At 66.2% G+C, this 6,452-nt stretch carries 2 protein-coding genes and 4 pseudogenes; 1 reads left to right on the forward strand and 5 read right to left on the reverse strand.

What is annotated here, in order from left to right:
- Positions 1-51: 51 nt before the first annotated feature.
- Positions 52-159: pseudogene (locus tag ACWNCF_RS00445) on the forward strand (M13-type metalloendopeptidase); the annotation flags it as partial.
- 971 nt (positions 160-1,130) lie between these two features.
- Here ACWNCF_RS00445 and ACWNCF_RS00450 read toward each other — a convergent pair.
- From ACWNCF_RS00450 to ACWNCF_RS00470, 5 genes and pseudogenes are all read right to left on the reverse strand, one after another.
- A pseudogene (locus ACWNCF_RS00450) lies at positions 1,131-2,373 on the reverse strand (cystathionine gamma-synthase family protein).
- A gap of 134 nt (positions 2,374-2,507) precedes the next feature.
- Positions 2,508-4,034 (reverse strand): annotated as a pseudogene (gene purF, locus ACWNCF_RS00455) (amidophosphoribosyltransferase).
- Between the two features lie 29 nt (positions 4,035-4,063).
- Complete coding sequence (locus ACWNCF_RS00460; RefSeq protein WP_056440455.1) at positions 4,064-4,552, reverse strand: CvpA family protein; 489 nt, start codon at positions 4,550-4,552, stop codon at positions 4,064-4,066.
- 44 nt (positions 4,553-4,596) lie between these two features.
- On the reverse strand, positions 4,597-5,589 hold the full coding sequence (locus tag ACWNCF_RS00465) for an SPOR domain-containing protein (RefSeq protein WP_449405634.1): 993 nt from the start codon (positions 5,587-5,589) through the stop codon (positions 4,597-4,599).
- Between the two features lie 11 nt (positions 5,590-5,600).
- Positions 5,601-6,374: pseudogene (locus ACWNCF_RS00470) on the reverse strand (glutamate ligase domain-containing protein); the annotation flags it as partial.
- Between the last annotated feature and the right edge of the window lie 78 nt (positions 6,375-6,452).

A 6,452-nucleotide genomic window follows, 5' to 3' on the forward strand; every position in this document is an offset into this window, starting at 1 on the left:
ACCAGATTGCTAAGGTTAAAACGGAGGAGTTAGTTGGATGATCCAGCACCTCGCACCAACGGCACCCTGCGCAACAACCAGGGCTTCTACGATACGTTCGGCGTCAAGCCGGGCGACAAGATGTATCTGGCCCCCAAGGATCGGGTAAGTATCTGGTGACCGCTCGAGCCGGCAACCGCCCGTGGCGGCGGCCGGCATCGGTCATTTGCCGTCGTCCGGCGGCGGCGCGTTCTTGACCATCTCGTTGTGTTCCTTGACGTAAGCCTCGGTGCCCGCGCGCCAGGCGTCGAAGTCCGCGATGACCATCCGCCCGGCCACTTTCGTATCTTCCGCCAGGCGGTCGCCGACCTCCTTCAGGTGCGCCGTCGCCTTGTCGGTCTCGTCCTTCGTCATCAGCTTGGCGATGTCGTCCGGGATGCGCTTGGTCAGCGGCAGTGCGGCATTCATGATGTTTTACCCAGTTGTTGTGGCAAGCCTCCCAGTCCTTCATCTTGCCGCCGTAATAGTCGATTTCCTCGTTCACCTTGGACATGGCCGGAAAACGGGGCGCCGGGCAGCGGTGTTTGCTCGTGCGCAGGTCGGAACCGTCGTATTTGGCGATCCAGTAATCGAGGTCGGCGCGGCGCATCTCGCGCTGCTTCATCAGCGCGAGCGAAGCGATGGCGACGGCATTGCCCTTGGCGGCGGCTTTCTGGAACCATTGCGCGGCCTGGTCCATGTCGATCGCGCCCGCCTCGCCATAGAAATACATTTCGCCCACGTGCTGCTGGGCCATGACGTTGCCGGCGTTCGCCAGCTTCGTGTATTTCTGCAGGGCTTCCGGATAGGCTTTCTTGGCGAACAGCGCATCCGCTTCCGCGAGCTCGGCGGCGGAGTTGGCGGACGATGCGGCCGCGGCCGGCTTCGCTGCGCCGCCCTTGGCGGACGATTTGGCGGCGGATCTGGCGACGGGTTGCGCGCCGAACGCGACACCGCCACACAGCAGTGCGGCGCAAAACAGGACAGTCTTCATGGGGTGTGCAATTCTACGAATAGAGGGATGGCAACACAACGATCATAACCGCAGCGTCGTCCGTGCTCAACCGGGAAGGCGATCCACCCGCCCGGCTTTACGCAGCTTTACGACAGACTCAGCCGTTCAACGCGTTGCCGAAATCGGCCAGCAGGTCGTCCGTGTCCTCGATGCCCACCGACACGCGGATCAGCGATTCCGCGATGCCCATGCTGGCGCGGCGCTCCGGTCCCATCTCGAAGAAGATCGTGTGCGCGACGGGGATGACGAGCGTGCGCGTGTCGCCCAGGTTGCTGGCGGGGATGCCGACCTCGAGGCGGTTCAGGTAGTCGAAGCAGTCGATCCCGTCCTTCAGCTCGAAGCTGAACAGCGAGCCGTAAGCGCGGAACTGTTCGGACGCCAGCTTGTGCTGCGGATGCGATGGCAGGCCCGGGTAGTGGACGGCGGCCACGCGATCGTCGGCTTCCAGCATCGTCGCCAGCGCCAGCGCGTTCGCGCAGGTGCGGTCCATGCGCAGGGCGAGCGTCTCGGCGCCGACCGCGATATGGTGCGCCGCTTCCGGTGCCAGCGACGCGCCGAAGTCGCGCAGCGCCTTCGCCCGCAGCTGGGCCATGCCCTGCGCGGCCGGCGGCTGGCGGCGGAAGTTGTCGGCGATGTTCGGGTAGGCGCTCCAGTCGAACACGCCGGTGTCCGTCAGTGCGCCGCCCAGCGCCATGCCGTGGCCGCCGATCGACTTGGTCAGCGCGTTCACGACGAGGCCCGCGCCGACGGCTTTCGGACGGAACAGGTAGGGCGTCGTCATCGTGTTGTCGACGACGTACAGGATGCCGCGCGCGCGGCACAGTTCACCGATGCGGGCGAGATCCGCGATCTGCGTGCGCGGATTGGCGATGGTTTCGACGAACACGATGCGCGTATTCGGCTTCAGTGCCGCTTCGACGTTGGCGACGTCGGTCGCATCGACGAACGACACTTCCGTGCCCTGCGCCGCCACGGTGTTCCACAGGCTGTTGGTATTCCCGAACAGGAACGACGACGACACGACGTGGTCGCCCGCGCGCAGGAGCGCCTGCGCGAGCGCGCCGATGGCGGCCATGCCGGTGGCGAAGCACAGGCTGGCGGTGCCGTCTTCCATCTTGCTGATCTTGTCTTCCAGCGCGGCGACGGTCGGGTTGCCCTGGCGGCCGTAGCGGAAGCCCGGTTCCTTGCCCTGGAAGACCGAGGCCAGCTGGCGCGCGTCCGGTGTAGCCGAAGGCGACCGACGTGTGGATCGGCTTGTGCAGGGAGTTGTGTTCGATCGGCTTGCTGCGATCGTTGTGCAGGACGGTGGTGGTGAAGCCGTAGTTTGGTTTGTCGCTCATGGTCTTGTTCGGCGCGGTGGTAAATGATGGGCCCATCGTAGGGTGGGCACACCCGTGCCCACGCGGAAGGCAACATGATGCGAACGTCACGCGTGGGCACGGCGTGCCCACCCATCCTCAATAACAAACCCGGATTATTCGGCTGCGACGGGCGGATTCAGGTTCAGCTGCGTGCGCACGATGTCGTCCGACGATTCGCCGGACGACTTGTGGCGCACGCTCTCGAGCTGGTCGAGACAGGCCGGCGCTCACGTCGCCCGTCACGTACACGCCGTCGAAGCACGACGCTTCCACGTTCGTCAGGGCCGGATTGACGTCCTGAAATCGACTTGCGCAGCGCGTCCAGGTCCTGGTACACGAGGCGGTCGGCCGTGATCTCGCGGCACACTTCCTCGACGGTGCGGCCGTGGGCGATCAGCTCGTCGCGCGTCGGCATGTCGATGCCGTACACGTTCGGGTACAGCACCGGCGGCGCGGCCGACGCGAAGAAGACCTTGCGGGCGCCCGATTCACGCGCCATCTGCACGATCTCGCGGCTCGTCGTGCCGCGCACGATGGAGTCGTCGACGAGCAGCACGTTCTTGTCCTTGAACTCGGACGCGATCGCGTTCAGCTTCTGGCGCACGGACTTCCGGCGCATCGTCTGGCCCGGCATGATGAACGTGCGGCCGATGTAGCGGTTCTTGATGAAGCCTTCGCGGTATTCGACGCCCAGCTTCAGCGCGAGCTGGATGGCGGCCGGGCGCGACGAATCCGGGATCGGCATCACGACGTCGATCTCTTCGACCGGGATCTCCTTGCGGATCTTCTCGGCCAGGTATTCGCCCATGCGCAGGCGGGTCGCGTACACGGACGCGCCGTCGATCACGGAGTCGGGACGGGCCAGGTACACGTATTCGAACGCGCACGGATTCAGCGAGGGATCTCTCGGCGCACTGGCGCGTGTGCAGCTGGCTGTCGGCGTCGACCCAGACGGCTTCGCCCGGCGCGACGTCGCGCACGAAGCGGAAGCCCAGTCCTTCGAGGGCGACGGATTCGCTGGCGAGCAGGTATTCGGGACCGTTCTCGGTCTCGTTGATGCCGAGGCACAGCGGGCGGATGCCGAACGGATCGCGGAATGCGAGCAGGCCGTGGCCGGCGATCTGCGCGATGACGGCATACGCGCCGCGCACGCGGCGATGCACGTGCGCGACGGCCTTGAACACGGCATCCGGCGCCAGCGTGAAGCCGTCGGCGGCCTGGGCGATTTCGTGGGCGAGCACGTTCAGCAGGACTTCCGAATCGGAGTTCGTGTTGACGTGGCGGCGGTCGTTGCGGAACAGTTCTTCCTTCAGCTGTTCCTGGTTGGTCAGGTTACCGTTGTGCGCCAGGGTGATGCCGAACGGGGCATTCACGTAGAACGGCTGCGCTTCCTCTTCGCTGGACGAGCCGGCCGTCGGATAGCGGCAGTGGCCGATGCCGGAATTGCCTTGCAGCGAACGCATGTTGCGCGTGCGGAAAACGTCACGCACGAGGCCGTTGGCCTTGTACATCGAGAACATGCTGCTGTGATTGGTTGCAATCCCCGCCGCATCCTGGCCGCGATGCTGCAGCAGCAGCAATGCGTCATACAACAGCTGGTTGACGGGGGCTTGCGAGACGACGCCGACGATGCCACACATGGTGTGCTCCTAATACCGTGAAGAAGTGTTCAAAACTGTACGTGCTGCGCGAAGGCAGCGGGCAAGAAAGGCTTGACCGTGCGCGCTCCGGTTTCCGCCATGGGCGAGAGCAGCGCGTCTTTCCAGAAAGCCTGTTGGGGAATGGAAGTCATCCCGCACAATATGACGCCGGCCAGCACGATTACAATGCCCCGGCCCAACCCGAACAGGCCGCCGAGGCCGCGGTCGGCCAGGCTCAGGCCGGAGGCCTCGATCAATGCGCCGATCGCGAGGGCCAACAGGCCCATCAGCACGCGCACGCCGAGGAACAATGCAATGAAGGCGACGATCAGCCGCAAGGCTTCGCCCGGAATCACGGATGGTAGCATGGGCGCCAGCTTCGCGCCGAAGGCGTTGGCGACGATGAAGGCCGCCACCCAGCCGAGCAGCGACAGGATTTCCTTGACCAGGCCGCGCATGGTGCTGATGACGACCGACGACGCCAGGATGAACAAGACCACGTAGTCGAAAATCGTCACGGCGCGGCTTTTGCAGTCATCATCGGTTTCGGACAGGTTCGGCGTCAGACCGGGCTGATGGCACCGGACATGCCCAGGCGGCCCAGTTCGGCGCGGACTTTCTCGGCATCTTCCTTGTTCAGGGGGCCGACCCGTACGCGGATCAGTTCGCCGGCCGGCGTGTTCGTCTTTTGCGTGTACGACGAGATGCCCGCTTCGCGCAACCGGGCCTGCACTTCGGCCGCCTTTTCCTGGCTCGACAGTGCCGCGACCTGCAGCACGAATTTCTGCGATCCGGACTCGGCCGCCTTGTCCTTCTCGGCGGCCTTCTCGGCCTGCTTGCCTTCCAGGATCGCCATGGCGCGGGCCGCGTCGTCATGCGACTTGGCCGGCTTTTCCTTCTCGGCGCGGGCTTCGCGCGCGAGGCGCTCGGCCCTGTCGTGTTCGGCCTTGTCGTGCTCCGCCTTGTCCCGTTCCGCCTTCTCCTTCTCGGCGAGGCGCGCCTCGGCTTTCGCGTCCTTGTGCTCGGGTTTCGCGGGCTCGGGCCTGGCTTCCGGCTTGTGCTCGACCTTGGGTTCCGGCTTCGGTGCGGTCACGGCGGCGGCGCTCTCCGGCTTGGCGGCGGCGACGGCGGCCGGCGCTTTTGGAGCAGGCGTCGGGGGTGGCGCGTCGACCACTTCCTCGCCCTTGTCGACGCTGTCGGCGGCGGACACGGGCTTATCGGCGGCAGGCACGGGCAGCGGCGCCGCCTTGTCCTTCGCGGGGATCTGGATCGCGATGTCGCCGGCGAGGGGCTTGGGTTCGGAATCGAGCAGCATCGGCAGGCCGACGGCGGCGGCCAGCGCCAGCGCGATGGCGCCGACGAGACGGCGCCGGGCGCGCTTCTTTTCGGGCAGCATGGGGTCGACGCCGGGACGGCGCGACGCGCCCCCGCCGGCATTGCTCGCACGCTTGGCGCGGGCGCGCTCGCCGATCGCGGCGTCGTCATCCTTGCTGTAGAAGCGGCCACTGTCCTCGGTGAGGCGGTCCTGCTTGCTTTTACGGGAGAACAAGCCCATGCGGTGTCACGTCAATGAAGAGAGGATTTACGGGCCGCCATCACGCCAGCCACGGTGTAGAACGAGCCAAAGACCACTATTCTATCATCCTGTCCGGCCCGGCTCGTTGCATCTGCGAATGCCTCCGCCGGATTCGCGAACGTTTTGACGGAAAATTCGCCGTCCCTGGCATCCGCCGGCCGGAACGCTTCGAGCTTCGCGGCCAGCACGGCCGGGTCGGCCGAACGGGGCGACGGCAGCGCCGCCACGCACCAGTGGTCGACGTATGGCGCCATGTGGGCGACGACGGCGTCGATGTCCTTGTCCTGGATGACGCCGAGCACTGCCGTAGGTAAACCGGTGGAACCCCATGTTGCTCAGGCTCTGGCGCCGAAGGTCGCCGCCGCGTGCGGGTTGTGGGCGACGTCGAGGATCGTCGTCGGACGGCCCGCCAGCACCTGGAAGCGGCCCGGCAGCTCGACCAGCGCGAGGCCCGTGCGCGACCTCGCCGCGCGCCCACCGGCAGCTCGTTGCGCAGCGCTTCCAGCGCCGCCAGCGCGGCCGCCGCGTTCAGCAGCTCGGCCGTCGGCGCCGCGCAGCGCCGGATACGCGAGCGAATTGCGGCGCTGGTTGCGGCCGCCGTAGGCCCACTGCTGCTTGTCGCCCTGGTAGTTGAAGTCGCGGCCCAGCAGCCACAGATCGGCGCCGATGGTGTGCGCGTGGTCGATCAGCGATTGCGGCGGCAGCGGATCGCTGCAGATCGCCGGCCTGCCCGGACGGAAGATGCCGGCCTTCTCGAAGCCGATCAGGTGCTGGATCATCCAGAAGCGACACCTTCGCGGTCGGCTGCGAGCAAGACCAACCGAACCAGTTGACCACCAACA

It is taken from the genome of Massilia phosphatilytica (genome assembly GCF_977014125.1).